Genomic DNA, 25,103 nt, shown 5'->3' with positions numbered 1-25,103 from the left:
CCAGGGGCCGCCGGTCTTTTTCGTGGCCGCGTTTCGGGGCTCAGCGCCGGGTCATGTCCAAGGGGCCGCGCAGTTTGACGGGCTGAAAACTTTTGACTTGGTCCTTGGGCAGCAGCTTTTCCGCCGGGTTGTGGTTCAAAAACATGATGGTGCCGCTGATCTCGTTGTTCTTGAAATTGCCGCTGAACTGGCAGCGCCAGATCATCTCCTCGCCCTGGAACCAAATAAAGTCGTCCTGCACCTCGCCCGAGGTGATCTCCAGGACGATCAGGTCGTCGGGCTTGTCCCCCACGATAAGGCTGCCGGTAATCTTGTCCCCGGCCTGCTTCAGCTCGGCCTTTACGGTGGTCATCTGAGCCTTGTCCTTGGGGGCTTCGCCCTCCTTGGTCAACATCGCCTTGCCCACGTAGTTGCCCTGCACATACGCGGGCGCAGCCCAGGCCGAAGCCCCGCAAGCCAGCCACACGGCCAGCACCAGTGAACAGCACATTCCGACACGTAGAGCGCGCATGAGCCTTCCTCCTTGGTGTTTCCTAAAATTTAGCACCATCGCCACCGTCTTGCAGCCCATCGCCCATTTTGACCATGGTGATGGTTTGCCTTGGAGCGCGCGGATGTGTTTCAATACTCGGGCACACCTACACCCCTGGGGAGTTTCGCCATATGCCTAAATCCTTCGTCACGCTGGGCAGCCTCGTGGTTTTGCTGGCCATGGCCGTTTCCCTGAGCGGTTGCGGCAACAGCGCCCTGGAGCAAGGCCTCCGAGCCGAAAAGGCGGGGCAGGATAACGACGCTTTCGCCTCTTACAGCTCGGCCATAGCCTCCACCTTCATGGTCAGCGAAAAAAGGTCCCAGGCCTACGCGGGGCGGGCCGGCATCTACATCCTGCGGGGCAAATTGGACCTGGCCCTGGCGGATCTGGACAAGGCCCTGCAACAAGACGCCCAGTCCGAGGCCGCCTACTACAACCGGGCGGTGGTATACTTGCTCCAAGACGAGCCCAAGAAGGCGGCGGCCGATGCCAAGCGCCTGCTTGAGTTGGCCCCCCAAAACCAGGCGGCCCGGCGTCTGTACGACCTGGCCGAAAACCCTCCCCCCAAGTTCACCCTGCCCCTTACTTGGATGAAGGCCAACCAGGGCTAGGTCTCGCCCGGCGGGGCGGGTGGCCGCGTTTGTCGCCTGGCCAAAGTTGACCCGAGGCAAGGAGCCCAACCCATGGCTTACACGGACTCCCAGGGCCGCATCAGCCTGAAGGACCTGCTGGAGCTGCTCCAAATGCCCACCAGGGGCGAGGTGCAGTTAGAGGGCTACAACCCGGACATCGAGACCTACCGCAAGGTGGTGCACAAGGTGGCGCGCAGTTTTTTCCAGGCCGCCGGGCTCACCCTGTGGCCCCTGGACGACGACCTGTTCCAGGTGGCGCCCTCGCCGGGCAACGAGTGGGCCGACGCAGCTTATTACCTGGCCCACCTAGGCAACCTGGAGGCCTCGTCCGTGGTTATCCATTCGGCCCATGAACTCATGAAGCGCAACGCCCCCCAGGCCGAGCCTTGGAGCGATTACGAGCAGGCGGTGCTGGCCAACCTGGACATCCTGCGCGAGGCTCCCCAGACGCTGGGCATAAGCTCGGCCCGCGACGCCATCATCAAGAGCTTCGAGTTGATCAAAAAGGGACCGGAGGCCATAGCCGCCGAACTGGCCGAGGAATACGGCGAGCAATAGAAAACCCCGGGGCGCGCGGCGCTCCCGGGGTCGAATAGACTGTGGCGGACGGTGGTCTTATTCCACCACGCAGATGGTGGCGCCCACCAGGTTGCCGATGACGCCGCTGGAAACCGAACCAAAGAGCATGCCCGCCAGGTTGCTCACCCCTTTGCGGCCCATGACCACGGTGCCGTAGCCCCCGGTCTTGACCTCGTCGATGATGTCCTTGGCCACGCTCTTTTTCTTTTCCACGTACTTGACCTTGACCTGTTCGTCGCCAAAGCCCTTGCGCAGGAGCATCTTTTTGGCCTCTTCCAGGCCCTCGCGCCCCTTTTCCCGATCCCTTTCCAGAACGGAGATGCGAGCCCGCACCTGGTCGGTGAACACCGTACCCTCCATGTCATGCTCGGGCACCTTGTCGTAGACCCCGAAGATGATCACTTTCACGTTGTCGACCCGGGCGAACATCTGACCCACGTACTCAACCGCCCGAAGGGCCTGTTGAGAGTTGTCATAGGCAAGCAGTACTTGATTCCAGAGCATCCCCTTGTTCCTTTCGCAGAATACGCACCACCGTGACGGTCAATTCCTTGCGCCCTGCCAGGCGCTTGGACACCTTGCGCAAAATCATCCAAGCCGCGACCAAAGCCGCCGCGCCCAGAACCACCGCGGAGGTTTGCGGCTCCAGGCCCCAGGCTTCGCCCCATTTTCTGCCCAAGGCGGCGCCCACCAGCAGGGCGGCCACGGGCACCATGTAAACCAAAAAGCTGGCCCCCAAAACTCCCTTGCGGGGCATGGCCATGACGACCCTGTCCCCCTCCCTGGCGCCAACCTGATTTACCGCGGTGATGACTCGGCGCTTGTCCCCGCCCATGGCATGGCACATGCCCTGGGCGCCGCAGGATTTGCAGGCCTCCTGTTGGGTGGTCTCCACCTGGGCCAAGCCGCCCATGGTCTTGACGACCAGTCCTTCTTCCTGCATGTGGTTCGAGGGTATTGCTTGCATATTTATTTTATATCACGCGCAGGCATATTAACAAAGAGGCAACCGAAGGTTAACATCCGTTATTACCGGTGATTTTCAACCTTTTGCCCCCGATTCGGCGCGCATCAAGTCCAGCCACTGACCCAAGGGACGCCCATCCACCGGGGTTGCGAACAATGGCCCCAGGGTTTGCTGCAGGCGAGCCTGGTGTTCCGGCGGGGCCACCAGGCCGGGCAAGGGCTCGCAGCTGAGCAATCCCTCGCCCTTCAATGGATCCTCCCGGCGCAGCACCGTGCCCAAGGAGCCGTACATCCCGCCTAAATCGATGTGCTCGGCGATCTGCATAAGCGCGGTGTCCAGGGTGAACCACCAGGGGTCTCCCTGGGCCCCGCCACCCTCGCGGCACCTAACGCGCGAGGCCATCACCCGGCAGGCCAGGGGCCGGGCCTCGTAGACCCCGCAGCGGCCATCTTCCAGCAGGGCGCAGGCCGCCCCCTGCCCCGAGGCCACCTCCTCCGGCGGCTCTTGGCCCTCGATGCACAGGCGGGCCAACTGGTTGCAGGTGTAGGCCGGCTTAGGGCCCGGCTCCAGGCGCGCCAACAACCCCAAGCGACCCTGGCGGGCCAGCTCCCGGCGCAGCAGGTCGCCCTCCAGGCCGGTCAGGTACACCCGGTCGGTGCAGCAGGCCGCGCAGCCGGGGGCGCAGGCCACCTCGCGCGACGCTTCCATCTGGGCCTGGAAGCGATAAAGGCTGTGCAGCAACTCCTGCCTGGGAAATCTCGTTGAAGCATCCACGCGATTGCACTCCTCATTTGCCTGTGCCGGGGCATCTTAGCATTATTGGCTTCCATGCGGAATCCTTGACACCTCTCCATTGGGCTGCCCATAATTTCCTAATCGCAAAAAACCGGAACCCGCCCGTCGCGCATAACCTGGAGAGACATGATGAAACGCGCCATCGCCGTTTTCGCCGCCTTGGCTCTATCCATGGGACTGGCATCCGCCGCCCTGGCCGATCAGATCAGCGACCAGCTAAACCAAGGCGTGAAGCTCTATCAGGAAGGCAAGGTGAGCCAGGCCATCAGGGAGATCGAGTTCGCTCTGGCCCAGATGATGCAAAAGAAGGCCGATATGTTGGGCCAGGTCTTCCCCGAGGCGCCCGCCGGCTGGACCGCCGCGGAGATCGAGAGCAAGTCCGGGAGCGGGGGCATGTTCGGAGGCGGGGTCAGCGCCACGCGCCGCTATAAAAACGGCGAGCGGGGCCAAGTGAAAATCCAGGTTATCAGCGACTCGCCGCTTATTCAGTCCATGGGCATGATGCTCAACAACCCCATGTTCACCCAGGGCGGCAAGCAAGGCAAGTTGGTGCCCTTCAAGGGTAACAAGGCCCTGCTCAAGGATAGGGGAGACCGGGCCGAGTTCCAGTCCCTGATCGACAACAAGGTCCTCTTGCAGGTGGATGCCAGCCGGGTGAAAAACGCCGCCCAAGTGGCCCAGGAGTTTGCCGACAAGGTGAATATGGAAAAGCTCAAGGAGCTGACCCGGTAGGCCCGTTGACAGGGCCGCCACTAGCGTATCACTATGATAATAGGCGGGCTAAGGCCACAGACGGCCACTTTTACCTGGAGGTGAGTCATGAAGGCGGGAATCATCTTCACCGGAACCGGCCCCATTCTGGTGCTGACGACCTACGGCTCATTCGATGATGAGCAATTCGTGGAAAAGCTGGCCCGCAAAGGCATCATGAAGTTCATCGCCTACGGGTTGAGCCTGGAATTGGTGCAGAAGAAGTACGGCGGGCAATTCCAGGCCATCGTCAACGACGTGAAGCAGGAAGACGACCTGCGGGTTTTGGACTACAACGGGCACAACGTCTTCTACAATTTCAGCTTCAAGGAGATGGGCCCACCCATTACCCACGAATAGGCGCCCTATATCTCCGCCGGGTTTCCCTTGGGCAACAGTGACCGGCGGGGGTATTGACCCCGCCGGGGCTGGGTGGTAACTTGTGGCCATAAGCGTTGGAGGCCAGTGTGATTTTCCGCGAGACCCGATTTATGGGGTATTATTATCCGCCAGCGCACGGGTCCGTGGAGGCATACTGACGCCTTAAGCAATCAAGCCAGTAGCAGCCGCGGGCCCCAGGGCCCGCGGCTTTTTTAGTTTCCCACCCAGGGAGGTTTTCCATGCCGGTAGCTCACAAAATAGCTGAATTCATAGAACGCTCCAGTTGGATACGAGCCATGTTCGAGGCCGGGGCCAAGCTGAAGGCCGAAAAGGGCGCTGAAAACGTCTTCGACTTTTCCTTGGGCAACCCCAACATCGAGCCGCCGGAGAAGTTCTTTGAGGTGGTGGCCCGCCTGGCCGCCGACCGCACTCCGGGGCGGCACGCCTACATGCCCAACGCGGGCTACCCCCAGGTGCGGGCCAAGGTGGCCGACTACCTGAGCCGGGAGCACGGCCCCGGCTTCAGCGAGAACGAGATCATCATGACCGTGGGCGCGGCCGGCGCCCTCAACATCGTGCTCAAGGCCATCGTGGACCCCGGAGCCGAGGTGGTGGTGCCCACCCCCTACTTCGTGGAGTACGACTTCTACCTGGACAACCACGGCGGCAGCGTCAAGCGGGTGCCCACCACAGACACCTTTGAGTTGGACATCGCGGCCATGGCCTACGCCATCAGCGAAAAGACCTGCGCCGTGTTGATCAACAACCCCAACAACCCCACCGGCGCGGTCTACACCCAGGAATCGGTGGACGCCCTGGCGGCCATGCTCACCGAGAAGAGCAAGCAACTGGGCAAGGCCATCTACCTGATCAGCGACGAACCCTACCGCCAGATCGTTTTCGATGGCCTGCACGTGCCGTCGATATTCGCGGCTTATCCCAACAGCATCGTGGTCACCTCCTTCAGCAAGAACCTGTCCCTGCCGGGCCAGCGCATCGGCTACGCGGCGGTGCACCCCCAGATAGCCGACAAGGGCATGCTGATCGGCGGCATGACCCTGGCCAACCGCATCCTGGGCTACGTCAACGCGCCGGGCATCATGCAGCTGGCCGTGGCCGAGCTGTTGGACGACGCGGCCGAGGTGGCCGAGTACGCCCGCAAGCGGGAGTTGATCCTGGGAGTGCTGGACGAGGCGGGCTACGAATACGTGCGCCCCGGCGGCGCCTTCTACGTCTTCCCCAAGGCCCCCATTCCCGACGACGTGGCTTTCTGCAAGCTGGCCATCGAGCAGAACCTCTTGCTGGTGCCCGGCTCTGGCTTCATGGGCCCCGGCTACTGCCGCATCGCCTATTGCTGCGACGACGCCACCATCATCAACTCGCTGGAAGCCTTCAAGAAGGCCAAGGCCGCGGCCAAGTAGAACGGGAGCGGGGCGAGGCCGGTGAAGCGCTACACGGTGGCCAGCCTGGGCTGCAAGGTAAACCAGGCCGAGGCCGCCCACCTGGCCGGGCAAATGCGCGAGCGAGGTTGGCTGGCGGCCGGAGATGGCCAAGCGGTGGATCTGGCCCTGCTGTTCACCTGCTCGGTCACCGGAGTGGCCGCCCGCCAATCGCGCCAGATGGCCCGGCGGCTGCGCCGGGCCCATCCGGGCGCTCGGGTGGTGGTCACCGGCTGCGACGTGCAGGCCGAGCCCCAGGCCTACAGCCAGGCGGGGTGCGAGGTGTTGGGGCGGGCCGCCCTGGCCCAGGGGGCGGAGGCCTTGTCTGGCTCTTCTCTGGATCAGGCAACCGCCCTCCCCGCCCCGGACGCCGGCGGCTTTTGCCCCGGGGCGCAGGCCCCCGGCCCGGAGCGCACCCGGGGCCTGTTGAAGGTGCAGGACGGCTGCAACGCCCACTGCGCCTATTGCATCGTGCCCAGCACCCGGGGCCGCTCGCGCAGCCTGCCCCTGGACCAGGCCGCCGGGGCCTTTGCCGAGTTGGGCCGCAGCGGGACGGCCGAGGTGGTGCTCACCGGCATCCACCTGGGGCGCTGGGGCTGGGACTTCACCCCCCGCCAGGAGCTGGCCGAGCTGCTCAGGGCCCTCTTGGCCGCCCACCCGGCCCCGCGCCTGCGCCTGTCGTCGTTGGAGTCCGAGGAGCTGACCCCGGAGATCATCGAGCTGGCCGCGGCCGAACCCCGGCTGGTTCCCCACTTCCATTTGCCCTTGCAGACCGGCAGCGCCCGCCTGCTCAAGCAGATGGGCCGCCCCTACGGCCCCGAGGATTACGCCCGCACGGTGCGCGTGGCGGCGGCGGCCCTGCCCGGTCTGTGCCTGGGGGCAGACGTGTTGGTGGGCCTGCCCGGTGAGAGCGACCAGGACTTTGAGCAAACCCGCGGCCTGCTGGCCGGCCTGCCCATCAGCTATCTGCACGTGTTCCCCTATTCCTCCCGCCCCGGCACCAGGGCGGCGGACATGGCCGACCACCCCGCCCCCGAGGTGAGCAAAGAGCGCGCCGCAGTCTTGCGCGAACTAGGCCTGGCCAAGAAGCGGGCCTATTACCAGGCCCAGGTGGGAAGCTCCCAGGAAGTGATCGTGGAAGGCTCCGGCCTGGGGCGCGGGGCCAATTATTGCCTGGTGCGCCTGGCCAAAGAGACGCCGGCTGGAAACAGGCTGCGCGTAAACATCACGGGTTGCGAGGAGCTGGACGGCCAACCTTTGCTGGTCGGTGCCTTTTGACTTGCCTCACGGGCTCTTGTAAAGTTGGAGCGGTAAGTTACGCTCGCCCGGGAGGCGGCCTGAACATGCGCTCTCCGACCCGCTCATTCCTGTTGGTTCTGCTGCTTTTGGCGGCCTGGTTCAGCCTGGCCTCCGCCCCTGCGTCCGCCCAGGAGACCGGCCCCCGGCTGTTGTCGGTGGAACTTTCCATCGGCGGCCTGGCGGTCACGGTGCGGGCGGGCGGCGTGGCCACGGTGCACCCGGACGCCCCCTTCCGGGTGCTGGGGGCCAAAAGCGACGCCTGGCTGGATTATGGCCTCAGTTTTCGCCTGGCCGATTTTCCCGAACTCAACCTCAACCACTACCACACCCTGACCAACGTCCTGGGCCCCCGGCTCTACACCACCGACAGCCTGGAGTTGGAGGTGCTCAAAAGCGGGCGCAAGATCGGCTCAGTCAGCCTATTGGTGCGTCTTCTGCCCATCGACTGGCTGCGCCGCGCCGCCCAGACCCAGGATCTAGGCAAAAAAATCGCCTACACCGAAAAGGCCCTGGCCCTCAGCCCCGACGACGACCTGATGATAGAGCGCTTGGCCGACCTTTACGCCGAAAACGGCCAATATGGCTTGGCGGCGGAGCTGCTGTCCAGCCACGGCCGCAGTCAGAAGGACCCCCGCTGGATGGAGCGTCTGGCCGATTTATATCTGGCCGCCGGGCAGAGGGAAGAGGCCGTGGCCGCCCTGAGCAAGCTGGCCGCCCTGCGCCCCGGCGACGCCCAACTCCTGGGACGCCTGGCCCTACTCTACGAGCAGCTTGAGCGTTGGGAAGAGGCGGCCGTGCTTTTGGAGAGGCTCTCCAGCCTGCAAAACGCGGCGGAGCGGGCCCAGACCCTGGCCCGCCTGGCCAAGGCCCAGGAAAGCGCCGGGCAGGCTGATCGAGCCCTGGCCAGTCTGGAACGTGCCGTGGTCCTGGACCCCGCGCGACCGGCCCTCTGGCAGCAATTGGCCCGCCTGCGCGGCGGCGCCGGGGACCAGGCCGGCGCCTTGCGGGCCCTGGAGCGGGCCGCCGCCCTTTCGCCCCGTGATGCCAACCTGCACTTGCGCCTTAGCCAGGTCTACCTGGCCGAGGGCAAGCCGGCCAAGGCCGCGGTGGAAATGGAAAAGGTGGCCGCCCTGGACCCCCTGAGCCCCACCCCGCTTTTGAACCTGGCCCAGCTCTACGAACAGATCGGCGACCGCCCAGCCCTGGCCGGGGTCTACCAGCGCCTGCGAAAGCTGCAACCCGACGACCCGGACCTGGCCTATAACCTGGCGGTGTTGGCCATGGAGGAGGGCAAGCCAGAGGAGGCCCTGGAGTTACTGGCCACGGTGGAAAAGGCCCGCCCCGATGACGCGGACGTGCGGGAGGTGAAGCTGAGGCTGCTCTTGTCGTTGCAACGCTGGGACCAGGCCATGGAACTAGCGGGCCGGCTCTTGGAGCAAAAGCCTCACGATCTCGACCTGTGGATCGCGGTATTGGATCAGACGGCCGAGAGCAAGCCCGACCTGGCCGCCACCCTGCTCAATAAGGTCCTGGCCCAAAACCCGGACAGCGTGAGGCTATATACGCTGAAAGCCGCCCTGGCCCTGGATGCCAAGGATCCCCAAGCGGCCGTCAAGGCCCTGGACCAGGCGGTAAAGCTGGAGCCCAAGGACCTCAAGCTCAAGTTTCAGCTGGCCGGGCTCCTGGAGGCCGAGGACCGCGACGCCGAGGCCCTGGAGCTTTACGAGGCCATCCTGGACGCCGACCCCGCCTTTCCCCAGGCCGAGGAGCGCTACCTGAGCGCGCGCACCCGCCAACTGCGCCGTACCAACCCGGCCCCGGCCAAGCCATGACCGGGCTCCAGTCCGAACCGGCTTTCCTGGAAGTGGCCTGCGCCGTCATCGTGCGCCAAGGCAAGCTGTTGTTGGCCCAGCGGGCGTCCAACGGTTTGTGGGAGCTGCCCGGCGGCAAAGCCGAACCGGGCGAGAGCCTGCCCGAGTGCCTGACCCGGGAGTTGCAAGAGGAACTGGCCGTCACCGTCAAGGTGGGGCCCCTTATGCTCACCCAGGAGGGCTTGACCCCCGAGGGGCTTCCCCTGCGCCTGCACGCCTTCGCTTGTCGCCTGAACGGCCAGAGCCCGCAGGCCCTGGAACACCGGGCCCTGATCTGGCTGGCGGGGGACGAGGCCGCCAAGCTCTCCTTGTGTTCCACGGACCGCGCGCTGCTGGAGCGACTTAAATCCACCGGTGACCTTGACAATTCCGCCCACGGGTGGTAGTCAATTAGCCTTCCAACCCACTCCTTTCTCCGACCGCTAAAGGCCGTGGCCGGGGACGTCTAGACCGAGAGGAGGCCTTATGCGACATTATGAGACCATTTTTATTGTCCATCCCGAGCTGAGCGAGGAGGACACCGCCGCCTGCGTGGAGAAATTCCGCGGACTTCTGGAAAAAGACGGCGCTTTCATCGTGAAGGAAGACCACTGGGGACGCCGGCGGCTGGCCTACATGGTGAAGAAACAGACCAAGGGCTACTTCGTCCTCATGGAGTACGGCGCCACCGGCGAGGCCGTGGAGGAGATGGAGCGCAACTTCAAAATCGACGAGCAGGTGATCCGCTACCTCACGGTCAAGATCGCCGACAGCTTCGATGAAGAAGCCATGGCCCAGCGCAAGGCCGAGGCCGAAGCGGCCAAGGCCGCCGGAGCCACCGGCGCCCGCCCGGACGATGACGACGAGCCGCGTCCCTCCGACCGGGACGACGACGACGATGACGACGACGATGACGATGATGATGATGACGACGACGATCGCGGCAAGCGTCGCGACGACGACGATTAGGAGGACGGCATGATTACGCTCAAAAGAAGGAAATACGGACGCCGCAAGGTCTGCCGCTTCTGCGCCGACTCCAGCATCACCATCGACTACAAAGAGCCGCGCACCCTGCGTTACTACACCACCGAGAGGGGCAAGATCATCCCCCGGCGCATCAGCGGTTGCTGCGCCAAGCATCAGCGCGAGCTGACCCTGGCCATCAAGCGGGCCCGGCACATCGCCCTGTTGCCCTTCTCGGCCCAGGGGAGCAACTAGCCGGCCTATGCCGGCGGCGCTGATGAGCCGCGCTCTACCCGGTGAGTGGTTGCCCGCCGCGGCGGCCGCGTCCGTGGCGTTGGTGCTGTTCACGGTGCCGTGGATGTTGCCCCTGGCCGGGTCGGTTATCACCTTCGCCTCTCCCCTGCCCCTGGCGCTGGCCTATCTGGCGCGGGGCAAGGGGACCGGACGCAAGGCGCTGATCCTGGCCGCGGTGGCCGCCCTGGCCCTGTCCATGGCGGCCGGTCCCCCTGGAGGTAGCTACTATCTGGTCTACTTCCTGGTAATGGCCGCGGCCCTGGGCGAGTTGGGGGTTATGGGCCTGTCGCCCAGTTGGGTGGTGGGCTCGGCGGCCGCAGCGGCCATGGCCGCCTCGGTGCTGGTGCTTCTGGCGGGTTCGCTGGCCTACGAAGTGGGCCCCTGGACCCTGTGGAAAACCCAGTGGCAAGGCGAGATGGCCGCGATGGTGCAAGCGTATCGCACCATGGACCTGGAGCCCGAGACGTTGCGCCAGTTGGAAGAGGGCCTGGCCGCCGTGGGGCGGATTGTCCTCAGGTTGGCGCCGGGCATACTGGCGGCCGTGTCGTTGGTGGTGGCATGGTTGAATTTCCTGGCCGCGCGGCGCATCGGTCGGCGTCTGTCCCCCCAGGCCGACGGCGCGCCCCTGAACCTCTACCGCACCCCCGAGCGCCTGGTGTGGCTGCTCATAGCGGGCGGGGGGTTCATGGCCCTGGGCGAGGGCTGGCTTTTTTGGCTGGGGGCCAACCTGGTCCTGGTCATGGGCGTGCTCTACTTCTTCCAGGGCCTGGCGGTGGTGGACTTTTGGCTGCGCCGCAAGAACGCGCCGATCCTGCTCAGGACGGCGGTGTATTTGACCGTGGCTCTGGAAATTTACGTGGCCGGCTTGTTGGCCGCCACCGGGCTTTTTGATATGTGGTTAAATCTGAGACGGCTAGGACAAGCCAAGCCGTCCGGGTCGGAGGAATAGAAATGAAGATAATCCTTACCCAGGAAGTGCTGGGTTTGGGCGATCCCGGCGAGGTGGTGCAGGTCAAAAACGGCTACGGCCGCAACTACCTGATCCCCCAGGGCATGGCCCTGATGGCGACCAACAAGAACATCAAGACCCTGGCCGCCGAGCGCCAGCGCATCGAGGCCGGCCAGGCCCGCGAGGCCGAAAAGGTCAAGGCCGAGGCCGCTACCTTGGCCGGCGTGCAGGTCAAGGTGGAAGCCCGCGCCGGCGAGGGCGGCAAGCTCTACGGCTCGGTGACCAACATGCAGATCGCCGAGGCCCTGGCCGCCCTGGGCTTTGACATCGACCGCCGCCGCATCATCATGGCGGAAGGTCCCATCAAAAAGCTGGGCACCTACACCTTGCCGGTGAAGCTTCACCCCCAGGTGGTGGTTGATATAGAATTGGAAGTGGCTCCCGACGCCGAGACGGCCGCCGCCAAGGCCGAGGCCGATGCCAAGGCCGAAGCCAAGGCCGAGGCCGAGGTCGTGACCGAGGCCGTAGAGGCCACCGAAGAGGCCGAAGCCCCCGCCGAGGAAGAAGCCGAGGAGCCGGCCAAGGAGTAAGGCGTGAACCCAGACGGCGCCTCCAGCCGCAACGCACCCCCCCAGGACCTCGCCGCCGAGCGCGGGGTGCTGGGCGGGGTGTTGGTACATGGCAGCGAGGTGCTTTCCGGAGTAGCCTCCCACCTCAAGGCGTCGGACTTCTACGACCGCCGCCACGGCCTCATCTACGAGGCCATGCTGGCTCTTTATGAAAAGAACCAGCCGGTGGACGAGATCACCGTCACCTCGCGGCTCACCGACGAATCCCGTATCGACGCGGTGGGCGGCGCGGCCTACCTGGCCGAGCTGGCCGACATTTTACTCGGCCCCGCCCACGTGGATCACTACGCCTCCCTGGTCAAGGACAAGTCCCTGCTCCGGGGCTTCATCAACGCGGCCCACAAGGCCATCGACGAAGCCCACGCCCACCAGGCAGAGCCGGAAATCGCCCTGGAAGGGGCGGAACGGGCCATCTTCGCGGCCACCCAGGAGCGCCTGAGCTCCCAGGTGAGCCCCATCGGCGAGGTGGTTACCAGCTCCCTCAAGATCATCGAGGAGCGCTTCAAGAGCAAGGGCCAGGTCTCCGGGGTGCCCACCGGTTTTAAAAAGATGGATCAGCTCACCACCGGCCTGCAGCCCGGCGATCTGATCATCATCGCCGGGCGGCCCTCCATGGGTAAGACCGCCTTTGCCCTGAACATCGCCTCCAACGCGGCCCTGGAGGCCGGAGTGGTGGTGGCCATCTTCAGCCTGGAGATGAGCAAGGAGCAGTTGGGCATGCGCCTGCTAGCCTCGGAGGCCCGGGTTTCCGGCGAAAAGATCCGCTCCGGCTTCCTCTCGCACAACCAGGACTTCCCGGCCCTGACCCAGGCGGCCGACCGTCTGCACGGCTCGCCCATCTATATCGACGACACCCCGGCCCTGTCGGTGTTGGACCTTAGGGCCAAGGCCCGCCGCCTCAAGCTGGAGCACGGCCTGGGGCTCATCCTGGTGGACTACCTCCAGCTCATGCGCGGCCGGGGCTCCACCGAGAGCCGCGAGCAGGAGATCAGCAACATCTCCCGCTCGCTCAAGGCCCTGGCCAAGGAGCTCTCCGTGCCGGTGGTGGCCCTGAGCCAGCTCAACCGCAAGGTGGAGGAGCGCCCCGGCGGAGACAAGCGCCCCATGCTCAGCGACCTGCGCGAGTCCGGAGCCATCGAGCAGGACGCCGACGTCATCGCCTTCATCTACCGCAAGAAGGTCTACAAAAAGCGCGACGACCCCGAAGAGGACGACGACAACGTGGCCGAGATCATCATCGGCAAGCAGCGCAACGGCCCCACCGGCACGGTGCGCCTGGCCTTTTTGGACGACCTCACCCGCTTCGAGGACCTCACCTTCGACCCGGTGCCGGAGTAGGCCTTGGCCAAGGTTCTGGGCCCCACCACCGGCCTCAAATCCAGCCAGATAAAACGGCTGAACAACCTCTACCGCCGCCGCCTGCCCCCGGAGGCGCTCATCCTGCCCGAGCAGGCCCTGGACCTGGCCCGCCTGAGCGCCGAGCTGGCCCGGCCGGTGGGCCTGGTGCTCAGCCGCCGGGGCGAGGTGGAGCAGGTGGTGGTGGGCTCTCCCCAGGGCATCGCTTCGCCCCAGCCCAGCCGCCTGCGCCGGGGCCCGGGACGCTTGGCCGGTTTCACCTGGCTGCACACCAGCCTGGGCCAGGGGGGCCTATTCCCCGGCGACTTGACCGACCTTTCCCTCAAGCGCTGGGATCTGAGCGCCACCCTGGAGGTGCGCGAGGACGGCCTGCCCGGCCTGATTCACGCGGCCCATCTCTTGCCCCAGCCCGAGGCCGAGCGCGACTACCGCCTGCTGGAGCCCTTCCCTCCCGGCCAGCCGCCCGAAGACCTGGCCCGCCTGGTGCGCAGCCTGGAGGAAGAGCTGGCCCGCAGTGTATCCGGCCGCGAGGTGGGCGAGGCAGGCGCGGCCCTGCTCATCAGCGTGAGCAGCGGACCGGCGGCCGAGGCCGAAGAGCGCCTGGACGAGTTGGCCGAGCTGGCCCGCTCCGCCGGGCTCAGCGTGGTGGGGCGCGTGACCCAGCGCCGCCGCAAGCCCGACCCGCGCACCCTCATCGGCCCCGGCAAGCTGAACCAAGTGTTGATCACCGCCCTGCGCCTGGGCGCCGACGTGCTGGTGCTGGACCAGAACCTCAACCCCAGCCAGGCCCGCTCCCTGGCCGCGGCCACCGGCGCGGAGCTGAAGTTCATCGACCGCACCCAGCTCATCCTGGACATCTTCGCCCAGCGGGCCGCCACCCGCGAGGGCAAGCTCCAGGTGGAGATGGCCCAGCTCAAGTACCTCATGCCCCGCCTGAGCGCCCGCGACGACGGCCTGAGCCGCCTTACCGGCGGCATCGGAGGCCGGGGGCCCGGCGAGACCAGGCTGGAGATAGATCGCCGCCGGGTGCGTCAGAGGTTGAACCGCCTGGAAAAGGACTTGGACCAGATCGCCCGTCAACGGGGACGCCGCCGCGAGGCCCGGGCCCGGGGCGGCCTGCCGGTGCTGAGCATCGTGGGCTACACCAACGCCGGCAAATCCACCCTGCTCAACGCCCTGACCGGCAGCGAAGTCAAGGCCGAGAACCGGCTCTTCGCCACCCTGGACCCCACCACCCGCCGCCTGCGTTTTCCCCGCGAGCGGGAGGTGATCATCACCGACACGGTGGGCTTCATCCGCGACCTGCCCGAGGAGCTCAAGCGGGCCTTTGGGGCCACCCTGGAGGAGTTGGAGCAGGCCGACCTGCTGTTGCACGTGGCCGACGCCTCCAACCCCCAGGTGGAGGAGCAGATCCAGGCGGTGGACGCCATCCTGGATCAGATGGAGTTCACCAACGCGCCCCGCCTGTTAGTGCTCAACAAGGCCGACGCGGCCCCGGCCGAGGCCCTGGAGCGCCTGGCCAACCGCTACGACGGCGTGGTGGTCAGCGCCCTGAGGCCCAAGACCCTGCCGCCGCTATTGGAGCGTATCGAGCGCATGGTGGATATCGCCGGCGGCTGGGAAGCGGCCGGGCGAGACTATCTCTCAGCGGATCAAGAGACGGCGGAGCCCTGACCTACTTCTGGGTCTGCATGCGTTTGGTGTCGGGCGGATAGATGTAGCGGGGGTCCATCTGGTGGGTCACCGGCAGTCCCCAGAACACCCAGCCGTTGAGACGGCCCTGGATGCCGTAAAGGGGGGAATACTTCTCGGCCAACTCGGCCTGTTTTTCCACCAGCAGGGGCTGGCCCAAAAAGCCATGCTCCAGGTTGAACACCTGGGTGAAACCCGCTTTAGACAGGGCGGCGGCGGCCTGGGCGCCCTGCTCCCCGTCGGTGGAAAGGATAAGCAGCTTGTCGCCGGGCTTGAACAGGGACTTGACCACCCCGATGAAATCCGGGTTGGGTTTGGGACTTAGCTGGTAGCCGGTGAAGGTGACCTTGTTGCCCTGATAGGAGCCACCCTTGATCTGAAAATCTCCGGTGGCCAAGCGCCAGGGCACGTTGTAGGCCTGGGGAGGATGCCCCATCAAGGCGTATTCCGCTCGGGTGCGCACGTCCACCAGGAACACTTCCTTGGGCTGGGAGGCCAGCATCTGGGCCGCCTCCAACACGCTGATGGTGATGGGCTCCATGGGTTGCTTGGCCATGGCCGGCCCGGCCAACGCCAGCAAGCAGGTCATTATAAAAATTACAATTGTACGAATCATAACAATCCTTTTCATCACTCAGTCGGCTTGCTGATCTTACGCGTAGCGCCTGCGGGTGTCAATGGTGAGCCGGTCCGGCGCGCCGCGTTGACCGGCCCTTCGGGGTGTGCTATTTTTGCCGGGCCGGGTATATTTAAAATCTTTAATAGATCAATCAATAGGATAGCTTATCATGAGCCTTGACTGCGACGCCCTGCCCGTGTTGGAAGCCGCCCTGGCCGGCGGCGGCCAGATGTCCGAGCTGTTCCTGGAGCGCTCCACCGGCCTGATGATCGTCATGGACGACGGCAAGGTGGAAAAGGTCTTGGGCGGCGTGGACCAGGGCGCCGGCCTGCGCCTGATCTACGACCTCAAGACCGCCTACGCCTACGGCAATTCCTTTGACCAGGCGGCCCTGCTGCCCCTGGCCCATAGCCTGGCCCTGTTGGCCCAGGGACAGCCGGTGGCTCCCCAGACCCTGGTACCGGCCGCGCCGGGCCTGGTAACCCACACGGTCAAGCCCTTCAAGGACGCCGCCACCGCCGTCAAGGTGGACATGGTCAAGGCGGCCGAGGCCGCGGCCCGGGCGGTGGACAGCCGCATCAGCCAGGTGCGGGTGATCTACATGGATCGGGGCCAGCAGGTGCGCATCCTCAACTCCCTGGGCGTGGAGGCCGAGGAGGAGCGCAGCCAGATCATCATGGCCGTGCACTGCGTGGCCACCCAGGACGGCCGGGTGCAAACCGGCTACGAGTCCATGGGCGGCATCGGGGGCATGGAGATATTCGAGCGCAAGGATCCGGTGAAGGTGGCCCAGGAGGCGGCCCGGCGGGCGGTGCTCATGCTGGAGGCCGATCCCGCGCCCGGCGGGGCCATGCCGGTGGTCATATCGGCCGAGGCGGGCGGCACCATGGTGCACGAGGCGGTGGGCCACGGCCTGGAAGGCGATCTGGTCTACGAGAACATGAGCGTGTATGCGGACCGCGTCGGCCAGCAGGTGGCCAACCCCCTGGTCACCGTGATCGACGACGGCACGGTGCCCGGCCGCCGGGGCTCGGGCGGTTTCGACGACGAGGGCACCCCCTGCCGCAAGAACGTGGTCATCGACCAGGGCGTGCTCAAGGGCTATTTGCAGGACCGGCTCTCGGCCTGGAAGCTGGAGGCCCAGCCCACTGGCAACGGCCGCCGGGAGAGCTATCGCAACCGTCCCATCCCCCGCATGACCAACACCTTGATCGCGCCCGGAGCCGATGATCCCGAAAGCATCGTGCGCACCACCGGCGACGGCCTCTTTGTGCGCAAAATGGGCGGCGGCCAGGTCAACACCATCAACGGCGACTTCGTGTTCGAGGTGAGCGAGGGCTATCTCATCCGGGACGGCAAGGTGGACCGCCCGGTGCGCGGGGCCACACTCACCGGCAACGGGCCCGAGGTGCTCAGCCAGATCGACAAGGTGGGCAACGACCAGGGCTGGAGCCTGGGCACCTGCGGCAAGGACGGCCAGGGCTCGCCGGTGGGCGACGCCCAACCCACCCTGCGCATCCCCCGCCTGGTGGTGGGCGGACACCAGCAGGGCTGAGCGGCTTGCCCCCCTGCCCCGCCCGCCTGCTCTGGGACACCGGAGGCCTGTGGTCTTTGATGACCCTGGAGGCGGCCTGGCAACGCGGCCTGGCCCTGGAGCCCATCAGCGCCGCCCAGATCGCCACTGGCGGCCTGGAGGGCGCCAGCCTTTTGGTGGTGCCCGGCGGCTGGTCGGCCCGCAAGAAAGCGGCCCTGGGTTCCCTGGGCGCCACGGCCATCGAGCGCTTCGTATGCCATAGCGGCACCTACCTGGGTTTTTGCGGCGGGGCGGGCCTGGCGCTGAGCGTGGACGACGGCCTGGGCCTGGTACCCCTGGACCGGGCCTCGGGCGCGCAACGCCTGCCCGGCCTGAGCGGCCCGGTTAAGATATCCCCCTGTCCCGAGGCTAGGGGCCACCCCCTGTGGCGACACGGCGAGACTCTGGCCGCCTGGCCGGTGTGGTGGCCCGGTCAGTTCAGCGAACCCGACGATCCGTCCATCAGCGTCCTGGCCCGCTACCACGGCCCCACCGAGGAGTTGTGCGCCTTTGATTTGGCCCTGGGCCAGAGCGACCCGGACGAGGTGGCCGCCCGCGAGTCGGATTACGGCGTATCCCTGGACCCGGCCCCCCTGTGGGGGCAGCCAGCAGTGATCGAGGGCCGCTATGGGCAAGGGCGCCTGCTGTTGTCCTACCCCCACCTTGACACCCCCGGCGAACAACCGGCGGGCCAGGCCTTGGAACGCCTCTGGCGCGCCTGGCTGGGCCCGGAGGCCCCGGGACGGCCCAAGACCCCGCCCAACGCCCCTTCACCGCTTGTGGGCCGTCTGGCGGCCCGTTGCGCCGCCTTGTGGGAGCAGGGCCGCGACCTGGGACTGTGGCAGACCCGCCACCCGGTGATGCCTCTGTGGCAGCGGGGGGCCCGAGGCCTGGAGTTTTACGAGCTGGCCCGCTTGAGCGGGGCCCTGGCCCTGTGGGCGGGAGATGATTCGCTGGACCAGGAGCTGGAACAGGCCCTGGAGCCCATCTTGGCTCACGGCGAGGTGGTGCTCAGGGCCCAGGCCGCGCTGTTGGCCGGGCAGGAGCCCGTGGCCGAGGGGGCCGCGGTCCAGGCCGCCTGGTTCCCCCGGCCCCGGCGGGTGGGGGGAGATTGGGCCGCGGCGCGGGAGATGCTGGAAAAAGCGCTGCTGAGTTTGCTTAGAAACGCCTAGCCCGATTGACAACACCCCGCCCTGATGGTACAAATCCTTTCGCGTCGGGACGTGGCGCAGTATGGGAGCGCACTTGAATGGGGTTCAAGGGGTCGCTGGTTCAAATCCAGTCGTCCCGACCACTTAAAAAACCCCACCGGCGGTTGGTTCAGGCCAGCCGCCGGTTTTTTTGTGCCCCAACCGCGCCCGCTTACTGCCCCAGGCCCAGCAGGGTGGCCCCGCCGTGGGCGAACAGGCCCGCCACGCAGCCGGTCATCATGGTGGCCAGCGTGGCGGCCCACAGGGCCTTGAGCCCCAGGCGCGACCACTCGCCGATGCGCCCCGGAGCCAACGCCCCGAAACCACCGAGGAAAATGGCCACCGAGGCCACGTGGGCAAAGCCGCACAGGGCGTAGGAGGCGATGAGAGCGCTACGGCTGTAGGTCAGGCCGCCGTGGCTCAACAGCTCGCCCAGTTGCAGATAGGCGGGTATTTCGGTGACCAGCACCCGCTGGCCCAGAAGCGAACCCACCGTGGCCGCGTCGGCCGGGGGCACCCCCATGGCCAGGGCAAAGGGATAGCCCAGCCAGCCCAGGATGCCCTGCAAGGACAGCTCGCCCAGGCCCACCAGACCGGTGAGCCAGCCCAGCAGGCCGTTGAACAGGGCCAGGATGCTAAGAAAGCTTAGCAGCAGGGCCGCCACTCCCACCACCAGCTTGACCCCGTCGTTGGACCCGGCGATGACCGCCTCCATGAGGCCGCCGTACTTGCCCAGGGCCGGGTCCACCACCTGCCCGGCGGTGAGCGGCTCGCCGGTTTCGGGCTCCATGAGCTTGGCCACCACCAGGGCGGCCGGGGCGGAGAGGAGCGAGGCGCTGATGAGGTGCCCGGCGATGTTGGGGAACCCGCCCTTGAGGGTCATGACGTAGACCCCCAGGGTGGAGGAGGCCACGGTAGCCATGGCCGCGGTGAGCAGGGTGAAGAACTCGCTGCGGGTGAACTTGGGTAAAAAGGGCCGCACCATGCCCGCCGACTCCACCCCCACGAACATCAGGCTGGCCACGCCCAGGGACTCGGCCCCGCTGGCCCCCAGGGTCTTGACGAACAGGCGCGAAAACAGGCGCACCACCCGCTGCAGGATGCCCAGCTGGTACAGACCGGCGGTGAGGGCCATGAAGAAGACGATGGTGGGCAGGGCGTGCAAGGCCAGCATGAAACCCATGTAATGGGGCTCGCCCGGCTGGTCGGCCAGGGGGCCGAACAGGAAACGTATGCCCGCCTGGGAGTAGCCCAGCAGGGCCACCATGGCGTCGTTGACCGCCAGCAGGCCGTAGCGCCCGCTGGGCAGGGCGAAGACCAGGGCCCCGATGAGCAGTTGCAGGCCCAGGCCCCAGATCAGGGTGCGCCAGGCGGTTGGCCCCCGGCCCAGGCCCGAGAGCCGGGCCAGCAGCACCAGGGCGACCAGGCCGCCCAGGGAAATCAGGTTGTAGAACCAGGGCGCTTCCTGCATAGCCTCTCCGTCTGGGGTGTGCCTGTGAATATAGCACGGCCACGGGGTGTTAGGGCAGGCCACGGCTTGCCGAGGGCCCGTGCGGATGTTATCTTCTGGCCCCATGATCACCTTGCACAACGTCAGCAAATTCTACGGCAAGCAGGACGTCCTCAAGGAGGTGAACCTGCACGTAAGCCCGGGAGAGCGATTGGGACTGGTGGGTCCCAACGGGGCGGGCAAGTCCACCCTGCTGGGCCTGATGCTGGGCACCGTGGAACCGGACAGCGGCGAGGTGTTCAAGGCCAAGAACCTGCGCCTGGGCTATCTGCCCCAGGAGCTGTTGTCCCTGTCGGGCCAGACCGTGCTGGAGCTGGCCATGGAGACCGGCGACAGCCTGCCCCAGGTGGAGGCCGAGCTGGACGAGGTGCACCAGCTTTTGGGCAAGGTGCGCGACGAGGCCGAGCTGGAAGAACTGCTGGCCCGCCAAGGGCAGCTCCAGAGCCAGTTCGAGCAACTGGGCGGCTACGACCTGGAGGCCCGGGCCTCGCGGGTGCTGGCCGGCCTGGGCTTTGACCAGGAGCGCTTGAACCGCGACGTGGGCGAACTGAGCGGCGGCTGGCTCATGCGCGCCGCCCTGGCCCGCCTGCTGCTCTCGGCCCCGGATTTGATCTTGTTGGACGAGCCCACCAACCACCTGGACCTGGAGTCCCTGTTGTGGCTGGAGGGCTATCTGGTCACCAATCCCGCCGCCCTGCTCTTGGTCAGCCACGACCGGGTGTTTCTGGACAAGGTGGCTACCCGCATCGTGGAGTTGGACGCGGGGCAGATATTCTCCTACGGCGGCAACTACAGCCATTACGAGGAGCAGCGGGAGCGCCGCCGCGAGGCCCAGCGGGCCGCCTTTGAGAGCCAGCAGGAGCGGGTGCGCCAGATCGAGGACTTCGTGGCCCGCAACCGCACCCGCAAGGACCGGGCCAAGCAGGTGCAGGGCCGCCTGAAGATGCTGGAGAAGATGGAGCGGGTGACGCTGCCCGCCGAGGACCAGGCCATCAAGCTGGATCTACCCCCCTGCGAGCCTTCGGCCAAGGTGGTGGTGGAGATGCTGGGCCTGGAGTTCGGCTATGGCGCCAAGACCCTCTACCGCGACCTGAGCCTGGTGCTGCGCAAGGGCGACCGCCTGGCCCTGTTGGGTCGCAACGGTGAAGGCAAGTCCACCCTGCTGCGCCTGCTCTCGGGCCAGGTAAAGCCCCGCAAGGGTCGCCGCCTGGTGGGAGGCCGGGTCAAGATGGGGGTATTCTCCCAGCACACCATGGAGGATTTGAACCCTGAGAACACGGCCCTGTCCGAGCTGGGCAGCGTGGCCGGGCTCATGGCCCAGGGCCAGCAGCGCACCATCTTGGGCGCTTTTCTGTTCAAGGGCGACGACGTGTTCAAGAAGGTCAAGGTGCTCTCCGGCGGGGAGCGGGCTCGGCTGGTGCTGGCCAAGCTGCTCATCCAGAAGCCCAACTTCTTGCTCATGGACGAACCCACCAACCACCTGGACATCGCCAGCCGCAAGGTCCTGGAGGAGGCGCTCGGCCAATACGACGGCACCCTGGTGCTGATTAGCCACGACCGTCACCTGATCAACGCCATCGCCAACCAGGTGGCCTACGTGCACGCGGGCAAGGTCACCCTGCTGCCCGGCAATTACGACGATTTCGAGCGGCTGTGGAAACAGGGACTGGACGCCGAGGCGGGCAAGGCCAAACCCGCCGCGCCCTCCCCCGCCCCCGCGCCGCAGCCCAAGGCCCCGCCCAAGCCAGTGGATAGCGAGGCGGCCAGCGGCCCCAAGAGCGCGGACCAGAAGCGGGCCGAGGCCCAGGCGCGCCAGGAGCGCTACCAGCGTTTGAAGCCGCTAAAAAGCAAGGTGGCCAAGCTGGAGGCCCAGGTGGAAGAGGCCACGGTGGAGTTGGACAAGCTGGTGGCCGAGATGGTGGACCCGGCGGCCTTTGCCGACGGGGTGCGCTGGACCAAGCTGACCAAGGCCCACGCCAAGGCCAAGGACGCGGTGGAAAAGCTGACCGCCAAATGGGAAAAGGCGGCCCTGGAGCTGGAGGAGTTGGAGTCCGGCGACTAGCCCCGGCTTAGTCCATGTCCAGCAGGTGTTCCAACTCGGCGACTTCCGCCTCCAGTTGGGCCCGCTGCTCGGGGGTAAGGTCGTCCTGGGCCAATTGCCGCTTCATGCTGAGCAGGCGCTGACCGGCGCGGTAATCGGCGCAGGGCACGCAGGGTTGAGTGGCCATGTTGTCTCCTCCTGATGCAGGGGATGGTACCACGCTTCACGTCCCCCGGCCAGAAATCCGCCTGCTATAATCCAAACATGTATTGCGCTCTACCCTCCCCAGCTAGGAGCTTTTCCCGCCTGGCCGGCGCCGCCCTGGGCACCATGTGCGGCGACGCCCTGGGCATGCCCGTGGAGGGCTGGAGCGCCGCGCGCATCGCCCGGGTGCACGGCCGTTTGGACCGGATGCTGCCCGGCCGCCTGGCCGCCGGTTCTTACACCGACGACTCCCAGATGATGATCGCCATCCTGGAGACCCTGGCCCAGCGGGGCGGCCTGGACCCGGCCTACCTGGCCCGGCGCTTCCTGGCCCGCTACGAACCGATACGCGGCTATGGCGGGCGCATTAACGCCCTGATGCACCGGCTGGCCGCCGGGGAGCCCTGGGACCGGGTGGCCACCGACTCCTGGGGTAACGGTGGAGCCATGCGGGTGGGGGTGCTGGGGGTGTTTTTCGCCAAGGATCGCGAGTCCTGCCGGGCCGCAGCCCTGACCCAGTGCCGCATCACCCACACCCATTCCCGCGCCCTGGCCGGGGCCGCGGCCCAGGTCCTGGCCGTGCGCCGGGCCGCCAGGCTGGGGTCCAAGGGCCGCGCGCCGGCCCCCGGGCGGTTCGTGGAGCATATCGCCGCCCAGGTAGAGAACCTGGACGCCCATGTGGCCGGACGCCTGCGGGCCATGCCTCCCCTGCCCCTGGGCGACGAGGCCGCGGCCCGCGAGGGCCTCACCCGCGCCTATGCCTGCGACGTGTCCGCCGCCGAGGCGGTGCCCCCGGCCCTGGGGGCCTTTTTGGCGGCCCGGGACCCGGAGCAGGCAATGGTTCTGGCGGTCAGCCTGGGGGGCGACGCCGACACCATCGGGGCCATGGCCGGAGCCATGGCCGGGGCTTACTGGGGCCTGGAGGCCCTGCCCGCCCAATGGCTGGAGGCCCTGGAAAACCAGCCCCTGGGCCGCGACGCGGTCTTGGAACTTTGCCGTAATATATGCGATGAAAACTATTGACGGAGCCCCGTCTGGCTGATAAAAACAGCTTCACGACTTCAAAGGGCTGCTAGCTCAACTGGCAGAGCAACGGACTCTTAATCCGTAGGTTCAGTGTTCGATTCACTGGCAGCCCACCAAGAAAAACAGGCGGTTAGCTCGCAAGAGCTGGCCGCCTTCCTTTTTAAGCCACGGCAAACACCAGGCAATCCCCGCCGCCGCTTCAACCAGGCCTGGCGCGATGCGCTCAGGTCTGTTAATACCCCATGCTTATGAAACACCAACCTGACAATGCAGGGGCTCAGAGCGAGCCCGAATTTTTGGTGGACCTGGACCGGGTGGACTACGCCCTGGGTGACAAGCTGTTGCTCAAGCAGATCACCTGGCGACTGCGCCCCGGCTGCCACTGGGCGGTGCTGGGAGCCAACGGCGCGGGCAAGAGCACCTTCCTGCGCCTGGTGCGCGGCGACATCTGGCCGGTGCTGGCCGGACGCCCCCGCCGCCGTTACACCGTGGACGGACGGGTGACCACCAGCCCCCTGCTCTTTCGGGAGCGCACCGGCATGGTCTCCGGGGAGATGCTCAACCTGTACCACCGCCGCGAGTGGGACTTTACCAGCCGCATGGTGGTGGTCACCGGCATCACCGGCGGGCACCTGCTCTATCAGGAGCCCAGCGAAGAGCAATGGCAAAGGGCCGACGACCTGCTGGCCCAGCTGAAGATCAGCCACCTGGCCGACCGGCCCCTGCTGTCGCTGTCCCTGGGGCAAGGCAAGCAGGTGCTCATCGCTCGGGCCCTGGCCGGCCGCCCCAGCCTCCTGCTGCTGGACGAGCCCTGCGAGGGCCTGGACGCCGCTTCCCGCCGCCGGCTCTTGGCCCTGCTGGGCCGGGCGGCGGCCTCTGGCACCCAACTGGTCTACGCCACCCACCGGGGGGCAGAGCTGGTGCCGGGCACCAGCCACGCCATGCTTTTGGACCACGGCGAAGTGCAGGTGCAAGGGCCGTTGCGCCTGGTCATGGACCAGGGCGGTTTGGCCCTGGCCCCCAGCCGCCCGGACGTACCCGCAATCCAGACTCCCGCCGAGCTGCCCGGCGACTACCTGGCCCGGGTCAAGACCGAGAGGGTCAGCGTGGAGCACAAGGCCGTGCTGCACAACCTGGATTGGGAGGTGCGGCCCGGCCAGAACTGGCTGGTGCTGGGCCCCAACGGGGCTGGCAAGACCACCCTGTTGCGCTTGTTGGCCGGGGAACTGCGCCCGCAATACGGCGGGGTCCTGGGTTGGTTCGGCAGCGCCAAGCCCCGCAACCTGGAAGAACTGCGCCAGGAGGTGGGAATGGTCTCGGCCGCCCTGCAGGCCCGGCATTTTCACCGCCAAAACGGTCTGGAGACCGTGGCCTCGGGTCTCATGGGCAGCGTGGGCCTGCGGGGGCAGCTCAGCGAGGCCCAGCGCGAGCAGGCCCGAAATTGGCTGGAACGTCTGGGGCTCATGGACCTGGCCGAGCGGGACATAACCACCCTTTCCTACGGCCAACTGCGCAAGCTGCTCATCGCCAGGGCCATGGTGACCAATCCCCGGCTGCTCCTGCTGGACGAGCCCCTGGCCGGTCTGGACGCCCCGGCCCGTTCCGAGGTCAACGCCATCCTGGCCCGCCTGGCCGCCCATGGCACCACCCTGGTGGGGGTGACCCACTACCCCGAGGAAATGATGCCCTACATGAGCCACGTGGCGGAGCTCCAGGCCGGGCGCATGGTGTTCCAGGGCACGGTGCGCGTGTATCTGGAGCGCCAGGCCCAAGCGTCCGCTTGACAAGCGAGGCCCGCCCCAACAACATAAGGTTACGGAACCATTAGCC

General features: G+C 66.6%; 26 protein-coding genes and 2 tRNA genes. 21 read left to right on the top strand and 7 right to left on the bottom strand.

Going from position 1 to position 25,103, the window contains the following annotated elements:
- Positions 1 to 40: 40 nt before the first annotated feature.
- Positions 41 to 511: a hypothetical protein gene (locus AACH32_RS09545; protein ID WP_338606546.1), complete on the bottom strand. Its 471-nt coding sequence runs from the start codon at positions 509 to 511 to the stop codon at positions 41 to 43.
- A 152-nt stretch (positions 512 to 663) separates the two neighbouring features.
- On the opposite strand from AACH32_RS09545, the gene AACH32_RS09540 reads away from it, so the two are divergent.
- The gene (locus AACH32_RS09540) at positions 664 to 1,143 is read left to right on the top strand and encodes a tetratricopeptide repeat protein (RefSeq protein ID WP_338606545.1); all 480 of its coding nucleotides are present in this window, start codon (positions 664 to 666) and stop codon (positions 1,141 to 1,143) included.
- Positions 1,144 to 1,215: 72 nt separating this feature from the next.
- Complete coding sequence (locus AACH32_RS09535) at positions 1,216 to 1,722, top strand: hypothetical protein (RefSeq protein WP_338606544.1); 507 nt, start codon at positions 1,216 to 1,218, stop codon at positions 1,720 to 1,722.
- A 57-nt stretch (positions 1,723 to 1,779) separates the two neighbouring features.
- Here AACH32_RS09535 and AACH32_RS09530 read toward each other — a convergent pair whose 3' ends face one another.
- From AACH32_RS09530 to AACH32_RS09520, 3 genes are all read right to left on the bottom strand, one after another.
- Complete coding sequence (locus AACH32_RS09530) at positions 1,780 to 2,247, bottom strand: universal stress protein (RefSeq protein ID WP_338606543.1); 468 nt, start codon at positions 2,245 to 2,247, stop codon at positions 1,780 to 1,782.
- Complete coding sequence (locus AACH32_RS09525; RefSeq protein WP_338606542.1) at positions 2,216 to 2,686, bottom strand: SoxR reducing system RseC family protein; 471 nt, start codon at positions 2,684 to 2,686, stop codon at positions 2,216 to 2,218. The genes AACH32_RS09530 and AACH32_RS09525 overlap by 32 nt, the downstream gene beginning before the upstream one ends.
- 99 nt (positions 2,687 to 2,785) lie before the next feature.
- Positions 2,786 to 3,484: a hypothetical protein gene (locus AACH32_RS09520; RefSeq protein WP_338606541.1), complete on the bottom strand. Its 699-nt coding sequence runs from the start codon at positions 3,482 to 3,484 to the stop codon at positions 2,786 to 2,788.
- A 150-nt stretch (positions 3,485 to 3,634) separates the two neighbouring features.
- Here AACH32_RS09520 and AACH32_RS09515 point away from each other — a divergent pair, with 150 nt between their 5' ends.
- The 12 genes from AACH32_RS09515 (at position 3,635) to hflX (ending at position 15,092) form a co-directional block, all read left to right on the top strand.
- Positions 3,635 to 4,237 carry a hypothetical protein gene (locus AACH32_RS09515; RefSeq protein ID WP_338606540.1) on the top strand — a complete coding sequence of 201 codons (603 nt, stop codon included), beginning with the start codon at positions 3,635 to 3,637 and terminating at the stop codon, positions 4,235 to 4,237.
- Positions 4,238 to 4,324: 87 nt separating this feature from the next.
- Positions 4,325 to 4,615: a hypothetical protein gene (locus AACH32_RS09510; RefSeq protein ID WP_338606539.1), complete on the top strand. Its 291-nt coding sequence runs from the start codon at positions 4,325 to 4,327 to the stop codon at positions 4,613 to 4,615.
- Positions 4,616 to 4,875: 260 nt separating this feature from the next.
- Complete coding sequence (locus tag AACH32_RS09505; RefSeq protein ID WP_338606538.1) at positions 4,876 to 6,057, top strand: pyridoxal phosphate-dependent aminotransferase; 1,182 nt, start codon at positions 4,876 to 4,878, stop codon at positions 6,055 to 6,057.
- Positions 6,058 to 6,078: 21 nt separating this feature from the next.
- The gene (locus tag AACH32_RS09500) at positions 6,079 to 7,353 is read left to right on the top strand and encodes a MiaB/RimO family radical SAM methylthiotransferase (RefSeq protein WP_338606537.1); all 1,275 of its coding nucleotides are present in this window, start codon (positions 6,079 to 6,081) and stop codon (positions 7,351 to 7,353) included.
- Between the two features lie 65 nt (positions 7,354 to 7,418).
- Complete coding sequence (locus tag AACH32_RS09495; RefSeq protein WP_338606536.1) at positions 7,419 to 9,206, top strand: tetratricopeptide repeat protein; 1,788 nt, start codon at positions 7,419 to 7,421, stop codon at positions 9,204 to 9,206.
- A complete protein-coding gene (locus tag AACH32_RS09490) occupies positions 9,203 to 9,631 on the top strand; it encodes a (deoxy)nucleoside triphosphate pyrophosphohydrolase (RefSeq protein WP_338606535.1) in 429 nt (142 codons plus the stop codon). Before AACH32_RS09495 ends, AACH32_RS09490 begins: the two co-directional genes overlap by 4 nt.
- 79 nt (positions 9,632 to 9,710) lie before the next feature.
- A complete protein-coding gene (gene rpsF, locus AACH32_RS09485; protein ID WP_338606534.1) occupies positions 9,711 to 10,193 on the top strand; it encodes a 30S ribosomal protein S6 in 483 nt (160 codons plus the stop codon).
- A 9-nt stretch (positions 10,194 to 10,202) separates the two neighbouring features.
- On the top strand, positions 10,203 to 10,445 hold the full coding sequence (gene rpsR, locus AACH32_RS09480) for a 30S ribosomal protein S18 (RefSeq protein ID WP_338606533.1): 243 nt from the start codon (positions 10,203 to 10,205) through the stop codon (positions 10,443 to 10,445).
- Positions 10,446 to 10,467: 22 nt separating this feature from the next.
- On the top strand, positions 10,468 to 11,433 hold the full coding sequence (locus AACH32_RS09475) for a DUF2232 domain-containing protein (protein ID WP_338606532.1): 966 nt from the start codon (positions 10,468 to 10,470) through the stop codon (positions 11,431 to 11,433).
- 2 nt (positions 11,434 to 11,435) lie between these two features.
- Entirely contained in the window at positions 11,436 to 12,023 is a 588-nt protein-coding gene (rplI, locus tag AACH32_RS09470) for a 50S ribosomal protein L9 (RefSeq protein WP_338606531.1), read from the top strand.
- Between the two features lie 3 nt (positions 12,024 to 12,026).
- Positions 12,027 to 13,400: a replicative DNA helicase gene (gene dnaB / locus AACH32_RS09465; RefSeq protein WP_338606530.1), complete on the top strand. Its 1,374-nt coding sequence runs from the start codon at positions 12,027 to 12,029 to the stop codon at positions 13,398 to 13,400.
- Positions 13,401 to 13,403: 3 nt separating this feature from the next.
- On the top strand, positions 13,404 to 15,092 hold the full coding sequence (hflX, locus tag AACH32_RS09460; protein WP_338606529.1) for a GTPase HflX: 1,689 nt from the start codon (positions 13,404 to 13,406) through the stop codon (positions 15,090 to 15,092).
- A 1-nt stretch (position 15,093) separates the two neighbouring features.
- Here the strand turns inward: hflX and AACH32_RS09455 are convergent, their stop codons facing one another.
- Complete coding sequence (locus AACH32_RS09455) at positions 15,094 to 15,699, bottom strand: rhodanese-like domain-containing protein (protein ID WP_338606528.1); 606 nt, start codon at positions 15,697 to 15,699, stop codon at positions 15,094 to 15,096.
- A 199-nt stretch (positions 15,700 to 15,898) separates the two neighbouring features.
- Between AACH32_RS09455 and AACH32_RS09450 the strand changes: the two genes are divergently transcribed.
- The 3 genes from AACH32_RS09450 (at position 15,899) to AACH32_RS09440 (ending at position 18,596) form a co-directional block, all read left to right on the top strand.
- On the top strand, positions 15,899 to 17,284 hold the full coding sequence (locus AACH32_RS09450) for a TldD/PmbA family protein (RefSeq protein WP_338606527.1): 1,386 nt from the start codon (positions 15,899 to 15,901) through the stop codon (positions 17,282 to 17,284).
- 5 nt (positions 17,285 to 17,289) lie between these two features.
- A complete protein-coding gene (locus AACH32_RS09445) occupies positions 17,290 to 18,474 on the top strand; it encodes a BPL-N domain-containing protein (protein ID WP_338606526.1) in 1,185 nt (394 codons plus the stop codon).
- Between the two features lie 45 nt (positions 18,475 to 18,519).
- Positions 18,520 to 18,596: transfer RNA gene (locus AACH32_RS09440), tRNA-Pro, on the top strand.
- A gap of 68 nt (positions 18,597 to 18,664) precedes the next feature.
- On the opposite strand, the gene AACH32_RS09435 is transcribed toward AACH32_RS09440, so the two are convergent.
- Complete coding sequence (locus AACH32_RS09435) at positions 18,665 to 19,963, bottom strand: NupC/NupG family nucleoside CNT transporter (protein WP_338606525.1); 1,299 nt, start codon at positions 19,961 to 19,963, stop codon at positions 18,665 to 18,667.
- A gap of 85 nt (positions 19,964 to 20,048) precedes the next feature.
- Here AACH32_RS09435 and AACH32_RS09430 point away from each other — a divergent pair, with 85 nt between their 5' ends.
- Entirely contained in the window at positions 20,049 to 22,064 is a 2,016-nt protein-coding gene (locus AACH32_RS09430; protein WP_338606524.1) for an ABC-F family ATP-binding cassette domain-containing protein, read from the top strand.
- 7 nt (positions 22,065 to 22,071) lie between these two features.
- On the opposite strand, the gene AACH32_RS09425 is transcribed toward AACH32_RS09430, so the two are convergent.
- Entirely contained in the window at positions 22,072 to 22,230 is a 159-nt protein-coding gene (locus AACH32_RS09425) for a hypothetical protein (protein ID WP_338606523.1), read from the bottom strand.
- A gap of 77 nt (positions 22,231 to 22,307) precedes the next feature.
- Between AACH32_RS09425 and AACH32_RS09420 the strand changes: the two genes are divergently transcribed.
- The 3 genes from AACH32_RS09420 to AACH32_RS09410 all read left to right on the top strand — a co-directional run bounded on the left by AACH32_RS09420 (position 22,308) and on the right by AACH32_RS09410 (position 25,057).
- Entirely contained in the window at positions 22,308 to 23,270 is a 963-nt protein-coding gene (locus AACH32_RS09420; protein WP_338606522.1) for an ADP-ribosylglycohydrolase family protein, read from the top strand.
- Positions 23,271 to 23,313: 43 nt separating this feature from the next.
- A tRNA-Lys gene (locus tag AACH32_RS09415) sits at positions 23,314 to 23,389 on the top strand.
- Positions 23,390 to 23,515: 126 nt separating this feature from the next.
- Positions 23,516 to 25,057: an ABC transporter ATP-binding protein gene (locus tag AACH32_RS09410; RefSeq protein WP_434062348.1), complete on the top strand. Its 1,542-nt coding sequence runs from the start codon at positions 23,516 to 23,518 to the stop codon at positions 25,055 to 25,057.
- The last annotated feature ends 46 nt before the right edge of the window (positions 25,058 to 25,103 follow it).

Origin of the sequence: Desulfoferula mesophila (genome assembly GCF_037076455.1) — a bacterium.
Taxonomy (GTDB): domain Bacteria; phylum Desulfobacterota; class Desulfarculia; order Desulfarculales; family Desulfarculaceae; genus Desulfoferula; species Desulfoferula mesophila.
This window is presented reverse-complemented; position numbering and strand designations above follow the sequence as displayed.

Bases quoted from the DNA above. Each gene is read 5' to 3' on its own strand.
- AACH32_RS09545 (WP_338606546.1), bottom strand. From the start codon at position 511: ATGCGCGCTCTACGTGTCGGAATGTGCTGTTCACTGGTGCTGGCCGTG.
- AACH32_RS09540 (WP_338606545.1), top strand. From the start codon at position 664: ATGCCTAAATCCTTCGTCACGCTGGGCAGCCTCGTGGTTTTGCTGGCC.
- AACH32_RS09535 (WP_338606544.1), top strand. From the start codon at position 1,216: ATGGCTTACACGGACTCCCAGGGCCGCATCAGCCTGAAGGACCTGCTG.
- AACH32_RS09530 (WP_338606543.1), bottom strand. From the start codon at position 2,247: ATGCTCTGGAATCAAGTACTGCTTGCCTATGACAACTCTCAACAGGCC.
- AACH32_RS09525 (WP_338606542.1), bottom strand. From the start codon at position 2,686: ATGCAGGAAGAAGGACTGGTCGTCAAGACCATGGGCGGCTTGGCCCAG.
- AACH32_RS09515 (WP_338606540.1), top strand. From the start codon at position 3,635: ATGAAACGCGCCATCGCCGTTTTCGCCGCCTTGGCTCTATCCATGGGA.
- AACH32_RS09510 (WP_338606539.1), top strand. From the start codon at position 4,325: ATGAAGGCGGGAATCATCTTCACCGGAACCGGCCCCATTCTGGTGCTG.
- AACH32_RS09505 (WP_338606538.1), top strand. From the start codon at position 4,876: ATGCCGGTAGCTCACAAAATAGCTGAATTCATAGAACGCTCCAGTTGG.
- AACH32_RS09495 (WP_338606536.1), top strand. From the start codon at position 7,419: ATGCGCTCTCCGACCCGCTCATTCCTGTTGGTTCTGCTGCTTTTGGCG.
- AACH32_RS09490 (WP_338606535.1), top strand. From the start codon at position 9,203: ATGACCGGGCTCCAGTCCGAACCGGCTTTCCTGGAAGTGGCCTGCGCC.
- rpsF (WP_338606534.1), top strand. From the start codon at position 9,711: ATGCGACATTATGAGACCATTTTTATTGTCCATCCCGAGCTGAGCGAG.
- rpsR (WP_338606533.1), top strand. From the start codon at position 10,203: ATGATTACGCTCAAAAGAAGGAAATACGGACGCCGCAAGGTCTGCCGC.
- AACH32_RS09475 (WP_338606532.1), top strand. From the start codon at position 10,468: ATGAGCCGCGCTCTACCCGGTGAGTGGTTGCCCGCCGCGGCGGCCGCG.
- rplI (WP_338606531.1), top strand. From the start codon at position 11,436: ATGAAGATAATCCTTACCCAGGAAGTGCTGGGTTTGGGCGATCCCGGC.
- AACH32_RS09455 (WP_338606528.1), bottom strand. From the start codon at position 15,699: ATGACCTGCTTGCTGGCGTTGGCCGGGCCGGCCATGGCCAAGCAACCC.
- AACH32_RS09450 (WP_338606527.1), top strand. From the start codon at position 15,899: ATGAGCCTTGACTGCGACGCCCTGCCCGTGTTGGAAGCCGCCCTGGCC.
- AACH32_RS09435 (WP_338606525.1), bottom strand. From the start codon at position 19,963: ATGCAGGAAGCGCCCTGGTTCTACAACCTGATTTCCCTGGGCGGCCTG.
- AACH32_RS09430 (WP_338606524.1), top strand. From the start codon at position 20,049: ATGTTATCTTCTGGCCCCATGATCACCTTGCACAACGTCAGCAAATTC.
- AACH32_RS09425 (WP_338606523.1), bottom strand. From the start codon at position 22,230: ATGGCCACTCAACCCTGCGTGCCCTGCGCCGATTACCGCGCCGGTCAG.
- AACH32_RS09420 (WP_338606522.1), top strand. From the start codon at position 22,308: ATGTATTGCGCTCTACCCTCCCCAGCTAGGAGCTTTTCCCGCCTGGCC.
- AACH32_RS09410 (WP_434062348.1), top strand. From the start codon at position 23,516: ATGCTTATGAAACACCAACCTGACAATGCAGGGGCTCAGAGCGAGCCC.